General features: G+C 62.6%; 12 protein-coding genes. 4 read left to right on the top strand and 8 right to left on the bottom strand.

Annotated elements, in window-relative coordinates; genetic code table 11:
* Positions 1 to 31: 31 nt before the first annotated feature.
* From murF to mraZ, 6 genes are read right to left on the bottom strand one after another with little or no spacing between them, the layout of a single operon-like run.
* Positions 32 to 1,465, bottom strand: a complete 1,434-nt coding sequence (gene murF, locus ACGYK9_RS13640; RefSeq protein ID WP_394412080.1) for a UDP-N-acetylmuramoyl-tripeptide--D-alanyl-D-alanine ligase — start codon at positions 1,463 to 1,465, stop codon at positions 32 to 34.
* Complete coding sequence (locus tag ACGYK9_RS13635) at positions 1,462 to 2,943, bottom strand: UDP-N-acetylmuramoyl-L-alanyl-D-glutamate--2,6-diaminopimelate ligase (RefSeq protein ID WP_394412077.1); 1,482 nt, start codon at positions 2,941 to 2,943, stop codon at positions 1,462 to 1,464. The genes murF and ACGYK9_RS13635 overlap by 4 nt, the downstream gene beginning before the upstream one ends.
* A gap of 12 nt (positions 2,944 to 2,955) precedes the next feature.
* Positions 2,956 to 4,743: a peptidoglycan D,D-transpeptidase FtsI family protein gene (locus tag ACGYK9_RS13630; protein WP_394412074.1), complete on the bottom strand. Its 1,788-nt coding sequence runs from the start codon at positions 4,741 to 4,743 to the stop codon at positions 2,956 to 2,958.
* Positions 4,740 to 5,114: a cell division protein FtsL gene (locus tag ACGYK9_RS13625; protein WP_394412071.1), complete on the bottom strand. Its 375-nt coding sequence runs from the start codon at positions 5,112 to 5,114 to the stop codon at positions 4,740 to 4,742. Before ACGYK9_RS13625 ends, ACGYK9_RS13630 begins: the two co-directional genes overlap by 4 nt.
* 3 nt (positions 5,115 to 5,117) lie before the next feature.
* Positions 5,118 to 6,101 (bottom strand): 16S rRNA (cytosine(1402)-N(4))-methyltransferase RsmH, encoded by a 984-nt coding sequence (gene rsmH / locus ACGYK9_RS13620; RefSeq protein WP_394412068.1) that lies wholly within the window; start codon positions 6,099 to 6,101, stop codon positions 5,118 to 5,120.
* 4 nt (positions 6,102 to 6,105) lie between these two features.
* Complete coding sequence (mraZ, locus tag ACGYK9_RS13615; RefSeq protein WP_082851962.1) at positions 6,106 to 6,597, bottom strand: division/cell wall cluster transcriptional repressor MraZ; 492 nt, start codon at positions 6,595 to 6,597, stop codon at positions 6,106 to 6,108.
* Between the two features lie 777 nt (positions 6,598 to 7,374).
* On the opposite strand from mraZ, the gene ACGYK9_RS13610 reads away from it, so the two are divergent.
* Positions 7,375 to 8,142 carry a hypothetical protein gene (locus tag ACGYK9_RS13610; protein ID WP_209217906.1) on the top strand — a complete coding sequence of 256 codons (768 nt, stop codon included), beginning with the start codon at positions 7,375 to 7,377 and terminating at the stop codon, positions 8,140 to 8,142.
* Positions 8,143 to 8,160: 18 nt separating this feature from the next.
* Here ACGYK9_RS13610 and ACGYK9_RS13605 read toward each other — a convergent pair whose 3' ends face one another.
* A complete protein-coding gene (locus ACGYK9_RS13605) occupies positions 8,161 to 9,225 on the bottom strand; it encodes an Mrp/NBP35 family ATP-binding protein (protein WP_394412064.1) in 1,065 nt (354 codons plus the stop codon).
* 601 nt (positions 9,226 to 9,826) lie between these two features.
* On the opposite strand from ACGYK9_RS13605, the gene ACGYK9_RS13600 reads away from it, so the two are divergent.
* A complete protein-coding gene (locus ACGYK9_RS13600; RefSeq protein ID WP_067262642.1) occupies positions 9,827 to 10,039 on the top strand; it encodes a DUF1127 domain-containing protein in 213 nt (70 codons plus the stop codon).
* A 238-nt stretch (positions 10,040 to 10,277) separates the two neighbouring features.
* On the opposite strand, the gene ACGYK9_RS13595 is transcribed toward ACGYK9_RS13600, so the two are convergent.
* A complete protein-coding gene (locus ACGYK9_RS13595) occupies positions 10,278 to 12,695 on the bottom strand; it encodes an ATP-dependent helicase (RefSeq protein WP_394412061.1) in 2,418 nt (805 codons plus the stop codon).
* Between the two features lie 194 nt (positions 12,696 to 12,889).
* Between ACGYK9_RS13595 and ACGYK9_RS13590 the strand changes: the two genes are divergently transcribed.
* Together ACGYK9_RS13590 and ACGYK9_RS13585 are read left to right on the top strand one after the other, a co-directional pair.
* Entirely contained in the window at positions 12,890 to 13,663 is a 774-nt protein-coding gene (locus tag ACGYK9_RS13590) for a hypothetical protein (RefSeq protein WP_168611980.1), read from the top strand.
* A 97-nt stretch (positions 13,664 to 13,760) separates the two neighbouring features.
* Positions 13,761 to 14,909, top strand: a complete 1,149-nt coding sequence (locus ACGYK9_RS13585; protein WP_394412057.1) for an alpha-hydroxy acid oxidase — start codon at positions 13,761 to 13,763, stop codon at positions 14,907 to 14,909.
* Positions 14,910 to 14,928 lie beyond the last annotated feature (19 nt).

Genomic DNA, 14,928 nt, shown 5'->3' with positions numbered 1-14,928 from the left:
TCCTAACTCATCATGTGGGGTGAATCGCCGATCAGGCGGTCGGGACCGGATGGCCCATTTTGCGGATGGCGTCAACAATACCGCCCAGCTTCATCGAAAGCGACCCTTTGATCAGCACGACATCGCCGGAATCAAGCCTTGCGCGGAGTCCTTGCAACATCTCTTCGGCGGTTTCCGTCCAATCACCGCGCTGATGTTCGGGCAGATTGTCGTAAAAGGCTTTCATCAACGGGCCGACGCAATGCACTACGTCAAGCGCGCGAGTGGCCTCAAGATCGGCGAGACCGGCGTGCAGCGCCACAGATTCGGGGCCGAGTTCTTTCATATCGCCGACAAAGGCGATCCGCCGCCCCTTGCTGACGCGCCCGATGTCATGGGTGACTTCCGAGGCGGCCAGCACCTCAAGCGCGGCGGCCATGGAGGTTGGGTTGGCGTTATAGCTGTCGTCGATCAGTTCCAGCGCCAAATGGGTATCGACAGTATCCAGCAAAATACGTTCGCGCACCCCGCGCCCGGCATAGGGCGACCAGCGGCCCAGCGATTGCACGGCCAGCGCCCGATCCGCGCCAAGCGCCTCGGCCACTGCCAGCGCGCCAAGCGCGTTCATCGCGAAATGCCGCCCCGGCGTGGCGATCTTGAAGATCAGCGGCGCGCCTTCGACCTCGGCCTGTGCCACGGTGGCATCGCCCTGAACCTTGACCTCGCCCAGCTTGTAGTGATGCCCTGCCTGCCCAAAGGTCGTCTCGCGCAGGCCGCGCTCTAGCGCTTTGGCCAAGACGATATCGCTGTGCGCGTGGTCGGCGTTGATCACCGCCACGCCGCCCGGCTCCATCCCGTCAAAGATGCTGGCCTTTTCGACCGCGATGGCGGCGACATCCTTGAAGGCTTCGAGGTGGACGGCGGCGACATTGGTCACCATCGCCGCGTCGGGCCGCGCCTGTTTGGCGAGGGGGGCAATCTCGCCGGGGTGGTTCATGCCGATCTCGATCACCGCGTAATCGGTATCGCGCGGCATCCGCGCTAAGGTCAGCGGCACGCCCCAGTGGTTGTTGTAGCTGTCGACGCTGGCATGGGCCCGGCCTTGATCGCCAAAGATCGCCAGCAGCATCTCCTTGGTCGAGGTCTTGCCGACGCTGCCGGTCACCGCCGCCACCTTGGCCTGCGGGCCGAGGCGCGCGCGCCCTGCCCGGCCGAGCGCTTCGAGCGCCTGCTGCACATCCTCAACGATCAGCAGCGGCGCGTCCGTGGCCACGCCTTCGGGGATATGGGTCACGAGCGCGGCAGCGGCCCCTTTGTCGAGCGCTTGGGCCACAAATTCATGCCCGTCCCGCGCGGCCTTGAGTGCGACGAAGAGATCGCCGGCCTGCAAGGTCCGTGTGTCGATCGAGACACCGTTGCAAGCCCAATCGCCCTGCGCCTGCCCGCCCGTGGCCTCCGCCGCTTCGCTCGCTGTCCAAAGGCTCATGCCAATCTCCCGTCCAGTGCCGCCACGGCCACGCTGGCCTGTTCCACATCGTCGAAAGGCAGCACGTCGTCGCCCACGGTCTGCCCGGTCTCATGCCCCTTGCCCGCGATCAGCAGCGCGTCGCCCGGCTCCAAGGCATCCACCCCGCGCAGGATGGCTTCGGCGCGGTCGCCGACCTCCATCGCGTCGGGTGCGCCGCCCAGCACGGCGGCACGGATGCTCGCGGGGTCTTCGCTGCGCGGGTTGTCGTCGGTGACAATGACCATATCCGCATGTTCCGCCGCCGCCTGCCCCATCAAAGGTCGCTTGGCCCGGTCCCGGTCGCCGCCCGCGCCGACGATGGCGACGAGGCGGCCCAGCACATGCGGGCGCATGGCGGCAAGTGCCGTGGCCACCGCATCGGGCGTATGGGCGTAATCGACGAAAACCGCAGCGCCATTGTCGCGGGTGGCGGCAAGCTGCATCCGGCCCCGCACGGTGGTGAGATGCGGCAGCGTGTCGAAGACCTCTTGCGGGTCGGCGCCACAGGCAATGACCAGCCCTGCGGCCAGCAATACATTGTCGCCCTGAAAACCGCCGATCAGATTCAGCCGCTTTTGATAGGTCTTGCCGCGCCAGCTAAAGCGCAGGTCTTGGCCCGTGGCATCGAACCGCTGGCCTTGCAGATGCAGATCGCCCCCGTCGCGGCCCACGGTGATCACCTCACAGCCCCGCGCGCGGGCGATGGCCGCGATGTCGACGCCTTTTTCATCGTCGATATTGACCACAGCCGTGCCATCCTCGGGCAGGACACGGGCGAAAAGCGCGGCTTTGGCGGCGAAATAGGCCTCGAATGTCTCGTGGTAGTCCAGATGGTCTTGGGTGAAGTTGGTAAAGCCCGCCGCCTTGAGCGTCACGCCATCCAGCCGGCGCTGGTCGAGCCCGTGGCTCGACGCTTCCATCGCGGCATGGGTGATGCCATTCGCCGCCGCCTCGGCCAGCGTGCGGTGCAGGGTGATCGGCTCGGGTGTGGTATGGGCCAAGGGGGCGGCCCATGCGCCTTCGACCCCGGTGGTGCCAAGGTTCACGGCAGGCAATCCCATCTCAACCCAAATCTGACGCACGAAGGTCGAGACGGAAGTTTTCCCATTGGTGCCCGTGACCGCGATCATCGTGGCGGGCTGGCCGCCGAACCAAAGCGCCGCCGTGCGCGCCAGCGCCTCCCGCGGGAGGTCGGAGACCACCAGCGCGGCATCCGAGCCCGCCAATTCCTCGGCGGCGAGTTTGGCGCCCGCCGCATCGGTCAGCACCGCCGCCGCGCCCATGCGCAGGGCGTATTGAATGAATTCTGCCCCGTGCACACGGCTGCCGGGCAGAGCCGCGAAGAGCGTGCCCTCGCGCACCTCACGGCTGTCGACCGCGATGCCGGTGATCATAGGGTTGGCCCCCGCCCGCGCGGTCAGCCCGAGAGAGGAAAGCGGTACGGCCCGGTCGGTCATAGAGATGTCTTTTCAGTTGCTGCTGGTCAGCGTTAGCACAGCGTCGTTCACCGGTTCAACAGCGGGGCGCAGCCCCAGCAGAGGTGCGATGCGGCGCACCATCTCGGCGGCCACGGGCACGGCGGTCCACCCCGCCGTGCGGCGCGGTTTCGGGCCCGAGGTCTCAACCGGTTCGTCCAGCGTGACGATCAGCACATATTTCGGATCGTTGATCGGAAAGATGCTGGCGAAAGTGTTGATCACCTTGTCGTCGTAATAGCCGCCCGTGGGCTTGGGCTTGTCGGCGGTGCCGGTCTTGCCCGCGATTTGATAGCCCGGCACCTCGGCGAAGCTGGCCGTGCCATCGGTCACCACCTTGCGCAGCATCATCCGCGCCTGCGCGGCGGTCTCTTCGGACATGACGCGGGGGCCGAGTTGGGGGGCGGATTGTTTCAGCAACGTGGGCTTTACCGCGCGCCCGCCATTGGCGATGGCGGCATAGCCCGCGGCAAGGTGCATCGGCGTGCTCGACAGCCCGTGGCCGTAGGAGATCGTCACGCTCGACAGCTCGGTCCAGCGGCTCGGCAAGAGCGGCTTGCCGCCCGAGGCTTCGACGATCTCAAAGGGGGTCGGCTCAAAGAAACCGAGGCTTTTGAGGAACTCCTGCTGCCGTTCGATGCCGATTTCCAGCGCCATCCGGCCCGTGCCCCGGTTCGAGGAATGCACGATGATGTCGGCAACGCTCAGCTTGCCGTAGTTCTTGTTGCGGAATTCACCGATGCGGAAGCCACCAACCTTCATCGGGCCGGAGGTGTCGATGATCGTGTCGGCGTTGAACAGCCCCAGTTCCACCGCCTGTGCCGCTGCGAAAATCTTGAAGGTGGAGCCCAGTTCATAGACCCCCTGCACCGCGCGGTTGAACAGCGGGCTGTCCGAGGCATCGCCTTGGGTCAAAGGCCGGGGCCGGTTGTTGGGGTCGAAGTCCGGCAGCGAGGCGACCGAGATCACCTCACCCGTATGGACATCCATCAGAATGCTAGTGGCCCCTTTGGCGTTCATCAGCTTCATGCCGCCATAAAGCACCCGCTCCGCCGCGGCCTGCACGGTGAGGTCAAGCGACAGCTCTAGGGGTTTGTTGCCATTGGCCGGGTCGCGCAGATAGTCGTCGAAATACTTCTCGGCCCCCGCCACGCCGATCACCTCGGCGGCATGGACGCCTTCCTTGCCATAGCTCGCCCCGCCCAGCACATGGGCTGCAAGCGAGCCGTTGGGGTAAAGACGCATGTCGCGCGGCGCGAACAATAGCCCCGGATCGCCGATATCATGCACGGCCTGCATCTGTTCGGGGCTGATTTTCTTCTTGATCCACAGGAACTTGCGCTTGCCTGTGAAATCTTTGATCAGGCGCTCTTCTTTCAGATCGGGAAAGATTTTGACCAGCTTTTTCGCGGCCATCTCCGGGTCGATCATGTGGCGCGGCTGCGCATACAGCGCATGGGTCTCGAAATTGGTGGCCAGAAGGTTGCCGTTCCGGTCCGTGATATCCGCGCGCGAGGCCGAGATTACGGCCCCCGGCGCATGGCCGCGCGGCTCGGACGGCTCCGACATGGCCAGCAGCCCCATGCGCCCGCCAATCACGGTGAAGGCACAAAGGAAACAGACCCCCAGCACCAAAAGCCGCCCCTCGGCGCGCATCCGCGCCTTGTCGCGCATCTGCTCGTGGCGGATGCGCTTGTTCTCACGTTCGATCGCGTCGGGGTTTTCCCCCTTCTCGCGGGCGTCGAGGATACGGGCCAGCGGGCGCAGCGGGGTGCGGATCATTCAACCTTCTCCTCGGAAAGACCGTTCAGCGCCTCGTAATTCATCGTCGAGACATCCACAGGATCGGTGATCGGCAGCAAGGGCTGGGGCGGATAGGCGACTTGATCGACCTGACCAAACTGGCCGGGATGCAACGGCAGCAGGCCCAGACGGTCAAAGTTCAGATCCGCCAGATCGCGCAGCCGGTCCGGGCGGTTTTGAAAGGCCCATTCGGCGCGCAGCACGGCCAGACGGGCGTGGGCGGCGCGGATATTGGCATGCAGCCTGTCGGCATCGCTTAGCGCCTGTTGGGTCGCGTAATTCTCGCGGTAGGCCCAGAAGGCCAATCCAACCACGGCAATGGTGGTGAGGATATACATCACCGTGCGCATCTCTCAGATCCCCCCGACCATCGGCATGCCGATGGTTTTCGCGTCAATCTCACCACTGGGCGCATCGGTGCGCGTGGCGACCCGCAGCTTGGCCGACCGGCTGCGCGGGTTCTCTTCCAATTCCTGCGCGTCAGGGCCGATCGCCTTGCGTGATTTCAGCGTGAACTGCGGCGGCGCCTGCTCAAGCGCGGGGGCGAAACGGTTGGCATTGCCCCCGGCCCCGGCACGTGCGGTGAGGAAGCGTTTGACCATGCGATCCTCAACCGAATGAAAGGTCACCACGGCCAGCTTTCCGCCCGGCTTCAACGCCCGCTCGGCGGCCATAAGCCCCTGAAAGAGTTCGCCATATTCATTGTTCACCGCAATCCGAAGCGCTTGGAAACTGCGGGTTGCCGGATGGCTCTGGCCGGGCTTAGAGCGCGGCAGGCACCCTTCGACCAGCTTTGCCAATTCCAACGTGGTAGTGATCGGCGCTTCTTCGCGGGCACGGACAATGGCCTTGGCGATCCGTCGCGAGGCGCGCTCTTCACCGTATTGAAAGAGGATATTGGCGATCACCTCTTCCTCGGCCTCATTGACCAGATCGGCAGCCGAAGGGCCATCTTGGCTCATCCGCATGTCGAGCGGGCCATCTTTCATGAAGGAAAAGCCACGCTCCGCCTGATCGAGCTGCATGGAGGAAACGCCGAGGTCCAGCACCACGCCATCGAGGTCTTGGGCATACTCATCCATGCGCGAGAAGACGCCCTGTTGCATGGTGATCCGATCGCCATAGTCACCGGCCCATGCCGCCGCCATCTCAAAGGCCAGCGGATCGCGGTCGACAGCCACCACACGCGCGGCTCCGGCTTCTAGCAAGCCACGGGTGTAGCCGCCCGCGCCAAAGGTGCCATCCAGCCAGATCCCCTCTACGGGCGCCACGGCAGATAGGATCGGGCGCAGCAGAACGGGGGTGTGAGGGGCGGAAGGGTCAGAGGCAGCAACCATTCCCTCAGATCTCCATATCACCATCAAGGAACGAGAGCGGATCGACATCGTCGGGCAGTTCCTGCTGCCATGCCTCTTCCTCGGTCTCGTAGGTTTCGGGCTTCCAGATTTGGAAGGTGTCACCGGCGGCGATAAAGAACGCCTCGCCGTTGAGTTCGATCTTGTTGCGCAGCTTGGCGGGCAGCACCAAACGGCCTGTCTCATCTACCGTCGTGGGGAAAGACTGACCATGGAACAGACGCTGAAGCGCCTTGCGCTGCATGGAGCCACGCGGCATGCGGTCGATCTTGGCGTCGACCTCTTCGATGGCTTCCATGGTGTAGCATTCAAGGTAGTTGCGGCGGTGATCGCCATAGACGATGACCAGCTCGGGATTGTCGCCGTTCTTCCAGTTCGGGTCGCCAGCCTCCAACACACGCCGAAAAGAGGCTGGGATAGACACCCGCCCCTTCGTATCGACCTTGTGGTGGCTTTCGCCTCTGAACCTGCGGCTCACTTGTTGTCCCTGCCTCTTGCGCCTTTGCGCTTAAACTCGTTATTCGCCTCAATCCCCTGCCCCGGAAATGGAAACGGCGGGTTGATCTGCTGCCACTGATCAACCCGCCGCCCACGTCCCGCAGCTTGGCGGGGGAAGTCCGACTGCGCGCGCCACCTGGGGGGATGTCTGCTCGCTCGCGCGCCGGATCTCTTTGGTCTGATGAAAGCGAGGTGCCTGTATGAAACCTGCTAGGTTTTGATTTATTTTGGGGTCGTTTGTTGCCCCGTGTCCCGTTCTCATCCGATGCATTAGGGATGCCATGGGAATTGATGGGCGTCTAGATATTTTTTGGATTCCCGCCCGATATTTTGTTTTGCACAGGCTGTGAGAACAACATCTGGTATAACTTTTCGGGCGCCGCGTGGCTTAATTTGGGTTCTTTTAAGCCCGAAACACTATATCTTGTTAACGAATTGCGACCTGCACAATATCCCACAGTTTCCCACTAAAATTTGCTCACATAGTTATCCACAGGATGTGTTCGTTGCCTGTTCCGCAGAATGCGCGCAAAGCATTCGAATTGCACGCCAATTCCCGTGGCTGCGAATCGGGCAAGACCCCCAATGAAGCAAGGGGCGCCCATGATTTCCCGGACTTCCCATGCATTCCCGCGACTTTTCCCATGACCTCCCAGCGGCCCATGATTTCCCAGCCGCGCAGCTCCTCCCGACAGCGGTATCTTGTCCTTTCGGCCCACGCACGGCATGTAATGGCGCGAAACGGAGGGAGTGCATCATGATCCAAGCCACGGCTCTATTCACCCACGCGCTGAACATGCTTTTTCACGCGCCCTCAACCACGCTGCGGGTAATCCTGCCTGCGGTGCTTTGGGTGATGGGGGCCGCCGCTGCCGCGGGCTTGCTGGCGGGGGATGCGCTTGGGGCCATGGATCAGGTGATCGAGAACGCCGCCCCGCCGCCTGCGGGTCAACTTCTGATCCTGATCGCCTGCGGGCTGGCGGGCATCCTTGGCTATGCGCTGATGGCCATCCTCTGGCACCGCTATGTCTTGCTTGATCACGACGGGAGCGCCCTGCGTCCGGGCATGGGGCTGTTCTGGGCCTATGTCTGGCGGGCCATCGTTTTGGGCTTCGTGCAGTTTCTCGCGGCCATTCCCATCGGCCTCGCCATGCTACTCCTGGGCGGGCTGACCGGGTCGAGCCCGGCGGCACTGCTGTTGATCGGGCTGGTGGCGGGGGTGGCCTTCCTTTGGCTGGCGCTGCGGCTCAGCCTCGTTCTGCCCGCCGCTGCTCTTGGCCACGTCATGTCGGTCCGCGACAGCTGGCGCGCGACCGAGCCTTTGGCCGGCACGCTTTGGGCGCTGGCCGTATTGCTGGCGGTGGTGAATACGTTGCTCGGCGTGATCGCCAGCATGTTGCTGCCCGCCGACCCCGGCCTGAGGCTGATGCTGGATTCCCTGCTCTATCTTATAGAAGGGCTGGTTTTCGTCTCAATGCTGACCACACTTTATGGCCACCTGATCGAAGGGCGCGAGCTGGGTTAACCGCCCGCGCCGCCCTCATCAGGCCATACCACCGTCGACCAAGCCCTTTGCGAGCCGGGCATAGGCATCGGCCATCGGCCCCTCGCCCGCTGCGACCGGCGTGCCGCTGTCCCCGGCCAAACGGGTATCGAGATCAATCGGCAGGCTGCCCAAAAGCGGCACGCCCATCTTCTCGGCCTCCGCCGCCACACCGCCTTGGCCAAAGATCTCATGCTGAGAGCCACAATCGGGGCAGACGAATGTCGACATATTCTCGATCAATCCCAGCACCGGAGTCTTCAATGTGGCGAACATGTCGAGCGCCTTGCGCGCGTCGATCAAGGCCACGTCCTGCGGGGTGCTGACCACGATGGCGCCCGAAAGCTCGGACTTGGTGCAGAGCGTCAGTTGCACATCGCCGGTGCCGGGGGGCAGATCGACGAGCAGCACGTCAAGCTCACCCCATTCCACTTGCCCGAGCATCTGCTGCAGCGCGCCCATCAGCATCGGCCCACGCCAGACGACGGCCTTGCCCTCCTCAAGCATAAAGCCAATCGACATCATGGTGACGCCATGGGCCTGCAAGGGAATGATCGTCTTGCCATCGGGGCTCGCCGGGCGCTTGTTGACCCCCATCATGCGCGGCTGGCTGGGACCATAGATATCGGCATCGAGCAGCCCCACCTTGCGCCCGGCCCGCGCCAGCGCCACGGCAAGGTTGGAACTGACGGTGGATTTACCCACACCGCCCTTGCCCGAGCCGATGGCGAGGATGCGCTTCACGCCGCTGGGTTTCATCGGCCCCTCTTGCGGTTTGGGATGCCCGCCGACCTTAAGACTGGGCGCTTTCGGTGCGGGGCCATGCGCGGTCAACGCGACCGATACATCACCCACCCCCGGCAGATCGCGGACCACCTGCTCTGCCGCGTCGCGCAACGGTGCCATCTGCCGCGCCACATCGGCATTGGGCGCTTCGATGACGAATCGCACCTTATCGCCTTCGACCACCAGCGCGCGGACCAGATCATGGGACAGCAGGCTCTTGCCGTCGGGCAGTTGCACCCGCGCCAGCGCCGCTTCGACTTCTGCTTTGGTCACAGACATGCGCAAATTCTCCTCTATTACGGCTTCTGAAATGGCAGGTTCTGCGCCAAGCGCAAGGGGACGACCCTTTTTGCACAGGGATGAGGCGGAATGCCTAAGGATTACGCAGGGGTACCATGTTTTTGCTGCATGGCAGCATTGCAAAAAGAAGTATTGTGCACTCGCAGCAATTAGCGCTAACTTAAGTTCATAGGCAGGGCTAAGCGCCCAGCTTTCGGAAAGACCAGACACATTCTTCCTCCTCCCGAATGTGTCTGATTTTACCAAGACTTGGATGCATCCACTCCTCCTCCCGGATGCAGGCAAGTTTGGAAAGACCAGACGCGTCCATCCTCCTCCCGGATGTGTCTGTTATTGGCGGCGACATCTACCTCCTCCCAGATGTCGTCGCCCCCTTTCCCCCCACCCCATATATGACAGTTTTATGACCCTGCGCCCTTTTGCCGCGCGGGCAAAACCGTTTTTTATCAACAAGTTGCGCCACTCAGAACCTATGCGCTTTCTGCATAGCGGCATTGACTTTATGCCCGTTGTGCAAATGCAGAAAGGGCGTAAATAGCAGGCAACGAGATGATCCACAGATGAAAAAAGAGGCGCCGAAATGGCTTACATGAACACAACCACCGCAAACACAACTTCCGTCTTCGCCCGTATCGGCGGCGCATTCGAAGCACTGGCAACCCGCTACAAACAGCACCGTCTGTACCGTGAAACTTTCGACGGTCTGAGCGCGTTGAGCAACCGCGAACTGGCCGACCTTGGGCTGAGCCGTTCCGAACTGCGCCGCGTCGCATGGGAATCTTCCCGCGGCTAAGCAGAGATAGAGATCGGACGTCAGAACCCCTCCCTGTTCTGCCGTCTGAAAGCCGGGGTGCGCGTCACTTTCCTCCTCCCTGAATGAGGCGGACCCCGCAAGGAGACCCGAAGCCGACCCTCCCTCGACGCTTCGGGCCGACATAGAAACGGCGGCACCTTCCTCCCAAGGTGTCGTCGTTTTTGTTTCTAAGGCCTTGTTGAGGCAGGCTTTTGGCAGCCCGCCCCAGGATACGCTTTTAGAAGGGAACGTCTTTCCCGCCGGTCAAGAAGCGCGAGACGACCTTTTTGGTCCCGGCCTTCTCAAAGGCGACTTCCATCTTGTCACCTTCGATGCCGATCACTTCACCATAGCCGAATTTATCGTGGAAAACGCGCTCGCCCATCTCAAAGGCGGCGACCGCCTGCATGTCGATCGTGACATTGCGGCTTTCGCGCGGCTGGCTGGTGCCCCGCGCTCCGCTGCGCGATTGCAGGCGCTTCCAGCCCGGTGAATTATAGACATTCGCGCTTGCCGCGCGGTCATGTAGATCCGATTGCGGCATAGCCGCGCCAAAACCACCGCCGTAAAGCCCCGGCGGGGTCAGCACATCCACATGTTCTTCGGGCAGCTCATCAATGAAACGCGACGGCATTGCATTTTGCCATTGGCCAAAGACCCGGCGATTGGCGGCAAAAGAGATGGTGCAAATCTGCTCCGCCCGGGTGATGCCGACATAGGCCAGCCGCCGCTCTTCTTCGAGCCCCTTCATTCCGCTTTCATCCATCGAACGCTGCGAGGGGAACAGCCCATCTTCCCAGCCTGGCAGGAAAACCATGGGGAATTCCAAACCCTTGGCCGCGTGCAGCGTCATGATCGACACCTTCTCGCCATCGCCCTCCTGCTCATTATCCATGATCAGGCTGACATGTTCGAGGAAGCCCTGCAGGTTCTCGAACCCTTCCAAGGCTTTGACGAGTTCCTTAAGGTTTTCCAGCCGCCCCGGCGCTTCGGGCGTTTTGTCATTCTGCCACATGCCGGTATAGCCGCTTTCGTCGAGAATCATCTCGGCCAGTTCGACATGGGACACTTCGGGCGGGCCATAATCCACCCGCAGCGGCGCGGCACCATCATCGAGCACCGAGTCATCTTCGCTGATCTCGATCCGCGGGCCTTGCAGCATGGATGACCAACGGTCGATCCCGTCGATCAAAAGCCGCAGTTGCGCCGCCCCTTTGCCGCTGATCCCGCCATGGGCGAGAAGGATTCGCGCGCCTTCGACAAGGTTCACCCCATGATCTCGCGCCGTGCGCTGGATTTTCTGCTGCGCCTTTTCGCCCAAACCCCGCTTGGGCGTGTTCACGATCCGCTCGAAAGCCAGATCATCATCGGGGCTGGTGACCACGCGGAAATAGGCCATGGCGTCGCGGATTTCCAAACGCTCATAGAATCGCGGGCCACCAATCACCTTATAAGGCAGGCCAATGGTCAAAAACCGGTCCTCAAAGGCGCGCATCTGGTGGCTCGCCCGGACGAGAATCGCCATATCGTCAAGCGAGAAGGGGTCGAGCCCCCTCGTTCCGCGCTGCGCGGATTCGATCTCGTCCCCGATCCAACGGGCCTCTTCCTCGCCATCCCAATGGCCGATCAGGCGGACCTTTTCGCCCTCGGTCTCTTCGGTCCAGAGCGTCTTGCCCAAGCGCCCCTCATTGCCCGCGATCACGCCCGAGGCGGCGGCGAGGATATGGGGGGTGGAGCGGTAATTCTGCTCAAGCTTGACCACATGGGCGCCGGGGAAATCCGTTTCAAACCGCAGGATGTTGCCCACTTCAGCCCCGCGCCAGCCATAGATCGACTGGTCGTCGTCGCCCACGCAGCAGATGTTCTTGTGCCCCTGCGCCAAAAGCCGCAGCCACAGATATTGGGCCACGTTGGTATCCTGATATTCGTCGACGAGGATGTATTTGAACCAGCGCTGATACTGCGCCAACACATCCGGGTGCGCCTGGAAAATCGTCACCATATGGAGCAGCAAATCGCCGAAATCGGTCGCGTTCAATTCGATCAGACGACGTTGATATTGCGCGTAAATCTCCGGCCCGCGGTGGTTGTATGCCCCGGCATCCGCGCTCGGGATCTTGTCCGGGGTCAGCGCGCGGTTTTTCCAGCCGTCGATGATCCCCGCCAGCATCCGCGCGGGCCAGCGCTTGTCGTCGATCCCTTCGGCGGCGACCAATTGTTTGAGCAGGCGCAACTGGTCATCCGTATCGAGAATCGTGAAATTGCTTTTCAGCCCCACCAATTCCGCATGCCGCCGCAGCAGCTTGACGCAAATCGCGTGAAAGGTGCCGAGCCATGGCATCCCCTCAACCTGCTGGCCCAGCATCTGGCCCACGCGGGTCTTCATCTCGCGCGCGGCCTTATTGGTGAAGGTGACCGCCAGAACCTCATGCGGGCGCGCGCGCCCGGTGTTGAGCAGATGCACGATTCGCGCCGTCAACGCCCGCGTTTTGCCGGTGCCCGCGCCGGCAAGCATCAGCACGGGGCCATCCAACGTCTCGACCGCGGCCCGTTGGGCGGGGTTCAACCCCTCCAGATAAGGCTGCGGACGCGCGGCCATGGCGCGGGCGGACAGGGAGGCGCCCTCAAAGGCGTCCATTTCGTCAAAATCACTCATGCCCGCAATCTAGCGCGTCCGGGGTATGAGATAAAGAGACGTTCCTCAAATGTTCTTTCGAAAGATATTCAAGTCCCGATTTGGCGCCGCTGCGGGCAAAACCGGGTGAATTTAAAATGCGGGGGAAATCTTTACCCGTTGATAATGCTTTGGCGGCAATGTGCTGACACAACGATAAACGAGAGGAACCGCTCATGTTCAGAAACGATGATACTTCGGTACTGCGCCGAGAGATTGACCGGTTCAAACTGCCGATGTTCATTGCGGAATTGAACGCCGACAGCGGGCATTTCGAACTTTTGGCTCTCAACACCGCCCATGAGGCGCATAGCGGCATGGTGATGAGTGAGGTGATAAACCGCCCCCTGCACAGTTTCATGCCCCATGAAGAGGCCGAGGCGGTCAATGAACGCTATGCGCGCTGCGTCTCGAACGCGGGGCAAATCCGCTATCGGGAGATGCTGCATATGCCGCGCGGGCCGCTCATTTGGGACACCACATTGCATCATGTGCAATCCTACCGCGGTCTTGACCGGGTGGTGGGCAGCGCCATCGTTGTGGAGCGGGTGCAGCGGGACAACCGCGATACCCTCGCTTTTGAAGATGTCCGCTATTTCGCGGCGACATCCTCGTTCAAACTCGAACAAATCTCGACGGTGCTGGATGCCGCCGAAAAGGGGCTGATCGATCCGGCGAAGCTTACCGGGTCGGCGGGGATGCTGGCCGGGCTCTGCCGCGCCATCGACAGCACCATGCAAGAGCTACGCTCCATCGCGCAGGAACGGCTGGACGCTGAGGCCAATCCGACCGTGCATCTGATCGACATGGAGGACGCCAGCGCCAGTGAAGGCGACGAAATCGAAGCAGCCATCGCGGCGCTTGTCGATATGGCCGACAACCTACCGACCCCTCCGGTGCGAAAGGTAAGCGAGGCCGCACCGCTGGCCCGGTCCGTTTTTCGGCAGTAGCGCCTCGGCGCCCCACCCGGACGGCAGCACCCTCACCCCGGCTCCGACGCAGCCGCACCATCTGGACAAACAGCAACCCTTTGGCGCAAATGCCGCCATGGACCTACATGCAACCTACCCCGCCCTTTCGGACCTTCGCAGCCGCGCGCAGTCGCGCCTGCCGAAATTCGTTTGGGAATACCTTGATTCCGCCACCGGGACGGAGGCCACCAAACACCGCAACCGCGCGGCCCTAGACCGCGTTGGGCTGATGCCCTCAGTGTTGCACGGCGAATTCACACCTGACCTCAGCGTCGATCTGATGGGGCAAAAGCTCCCCCTGCCCTTCGGCATGTCCCCCTTGGGCATGTCCGGCCTGATCTGGCCCGATGCCGAAGCCCATCTTGCCCGCGCGGCGGATCGTGCTGGCATTCCCTTTGGCCTGTCCACCGTGGCCGCCACCTGCCCGGAAGATGTAGCGCCCCATTTGGGCGCGCATGGTTGGTTCCAACTCTACCCCCCGCGCGACCCGGAAATTCGGACCGATATGCTGGCGCGGGCCAAGGCTGCGGGTTTCACGACTTTGGTCCTGACCGTCGACGTACCGGTCGCCTCGCGCCGTGAGCGGCAGACCCGTTCGGGCCTGACCAGCCCGCCCAAATTGACCCCACGGCTGATGGCGCAGGTTGCGATGCGCCCGGCTTGGGCAATGGGCATGGCCCGCCGGGGTCTGCCGCATATGAAAATGCTCGACAAATACACCGAAGGCACGGCCACCGCGAACCTGCCGCCCACCGCCCATGTGGGCTATCTGCTGCGCACCGCGCCCGATTGGGATTATCTGCATTGGCTGCGCGACCACTGGCAGGGTCCGCTGGTGATCAAAGGCGTGCTGCGCCCCGAAGACGCCACGAAAATGGAAAAGGCCGGGGCCGATGCGATCTGGGTCTCGAACCACGCGGGTCGTCAGTTCGACGCGGCCCCCGCCAGCGCCGAGGCGCTGCCCGCCATTCGTGCCGCCACGAAACTGCCGGTGATCTTTGACAGCGGCGTGGAATCGGGCCTTGATATCCTGCGTGCCTTCGCGCTCGGCGCGGATTTCGTCATGCTGGGCCGGGCCTTCCACTTTGCCCTCGCCGCCCTTGGGCCGCGCGGGGTCGATCACCTGATTGATGTGCTTGCCCGCGACCTGACCGCCAATATGGGACAGCTGGGCGCGCAGAACCTGCGCGACCTCCCTCCCCCCTTTGATCTGTCGCCGCTCTGATCGGAAAGCTTGCAGAAAT

Origin of the sequence: Sulfitobacter sp. 1A15258 (assembly GCF_043557045.1) — a bacterium.
GTDB classification, from domain to species: Bacteria; Pseudomonadota; Alphaproteobacteria; order Rhodobacterales; family Rhodobacteraceae; genus Sulfitobacter; species Sulfitobacter faviae.
This window is presented reverse-complemented; position numbering and strand designations above follow the sequence as displayed.

Coding starts and splice junctions, on each gene's coding strand:
- ACGYK9_RS13630 (WP_394412074.1), bottom strand. CDS start 4,743: ATGATCCGCACCCCGCTGCGCCCGCTGGCCCGTATCCTCGACGCCCGC.
- ACGYK9_RS13610 (WP_209217906.1), top strand. CDS start 7,375: ATGATCCAAGCCACGGCTCTATTCACCCACGCGCTGAACATGCTTTTT.
- ACGYK9_RS13635 (WP_394412077.1), bottom strand. CDS start 2,943: ATGACCGACCGGGCCGTACCGCTTTCCTCTCTCGGGCTGACCGCGCGG.
- ACGYK9_RS13605 (WP_394412064.1), bottom strand. CDS start 9,225: ATGTCTGTGACCAAAGCAGAAGTCGAAGCGGCGCTGGCGCGGGTGCAA.
- rsmH (WP_394412068.1), bottom strand. CDS start 6,101: ATGGTTGCTGCCTCTGACCCTTCCGCCCCTCACACCCCCGTTCTGCTG.
- ACGYK9_RS13600 (WP_067262642.1), top strand. CDS start 9,827: ATGGCTTACATGAACACAACCACCGCAAACACAACTTCCGTCTTCGCC.
- ACGYK9_RS13625 (WP_394412071.1), bottom strand. CDS start 5,114: ATGCGCACGGTGATGTATATCCTCACCACCATTGCCGTGGTTGGATTG.
- murF (WP_394412080.1), bottom strand. CDS start 1,465: ATGAGCCTTTGGACAGCGAGCGAAGCGGCGGAGGCCACGGGCGGGCAG.
- ACGYK9_RS13585 (WP_394412057.1), top strand. CDS start 13,761: ATGGACCTACATGCAACCTACCCCGCCCTTTCGGACCTTCGCAGCCGC.
- ACGYK9_RS13595 (WP_394412061.1), bottom strand. CDS start 12,695: ATGAGTGATTTTGACGAAATGGACGCCTTTGAGGGCGCCTCCCTGTCC.
- ACGYK9_RS13590 (WP_168611980.1), top strand. CDS start 12,890: ATGTTCAGAAACGATGATACTTCGGTACTGCGCCGAGAGATTGACCGG.